The following is a 1251-nucleotide window of genomic DNA, read 5'->3' on the forward strand; positions in this document are numbered from 1 at the left end:
TTCTCATATAAGTCAGCAACGTAAGCCAAGCGAAGTAATTTACATTTCTCTCTAATCACATCAGCCATGATGCACACTCTCCTTAACGGTAGGTTGGAGAGAATCATAAACGCGCCAATCTACATCGTAAGGATGGTTCGTAGAAGTATCCAAACTTGAATCAAATCGCTTCTCTTCAGGAAGTAAATCATAAAAATTTTCATCTATTTCTTGCATCTCATGCGTTGTAATTAAGCTTAATAACCACTCGACACGCTCTTTTCTTAATTTCATGGATTCGATGTTTAAGTAATAAGCAATTCTGCCGGGTAAATAGGGAAAATACCTTGAATATACAATTGAACGTGGTTTTCGTCTCCAGCCTTTTAAGATAGATCCCCACGGGATTTCTCTTGTTTTGTTCATATATAGTCTAGGACCTTTGGAAAGCGTTTCGCCATTATAAGAAACTACTTTGTAGTCATCCCAATACAAAATCAAATGTAGTTTGCCATAGTGGTAACTTTTAGGGACGTGAATCAGCGCACCATCAATGCGTACTTCGCCATATTTATTAGCGATTACCGTCGATTGTTTGAAAACAGGATATTCAGAGTCGGGCAAAGCTAATCCATATTTCTTTTCTTCTTCCAACAAGTCCGCGATGATTAGATCCTTCTTATAATGAAGTCGTTGGTGATCTTTTTTACATTGATCAAATAATAAAGACCGTAAGTGCTCTAAATCTTTAATGACAGGGGATGGGGTGAAAAAGTTATAACGTACATATCCCACTTTGTTTTCCACATGTCCTTTTTCATTTCCTTTTCTCGGGTTACAAGCTTGTGCTTCAAATCCGTAATGCATTGAAAATTGACGAAAGGCATCAGTGAAAATAGTTTCCTCACCACGGCTCCTTGCCTTGACCACTGCTGCCGAAAGATTATCTAAACGAAGCTTTCTTGGGACAAATCCTGCCTGTTTAAAGAGCACTTTCAGTCCTTCAAGGAAACATTCTTGGTTTTCCGAAGGTAAAGGAACTGCCAGTCCTCCGTTACTGTATGGAAAACTCATGACTAAGCAATGAATATCTTTCACTTTTCCATCTTCGACAGCTTCCGTAATCCCAAAATCGACTTGAGCTTCTGCGGGAGGATGAGACAATCTTTCGTACTCTTCTTTCAATTCATCTGATTCATTGATCATTTTTTCTTTCCACTCATTCTTAATAAAATTACAAACGGTTCGATAAGAGCCCGTGAAGCCTAACTT

At 38.4% G+C, this 1251-nt stretch carries 1 protein-coding gene; it reads right to left on the reverse strand.

Annotated elements, in window-relative coordinates:
- Nucleotides 1-60: 60 nt before the first annotated feature.
- Nucleotides 61-1251 (reverse strand): IS21 family transposase (istA, locus tag ABD814_RS13210; RefSeq protein WP_344914201.1); only part of this gene is annotated, 1191 nt, incomplete at its 5' end.

It is taken from the genome of Amphibacillus indicireducens (assembly GCF_039539605.1).
In the GTDB taxonomy this organism is placed as follows: Bacteria; Bacillota; Bacilli; order Bacillales; family Amphibacillaceae; genus Amphibacillus; species Amphibacillus indicireducens.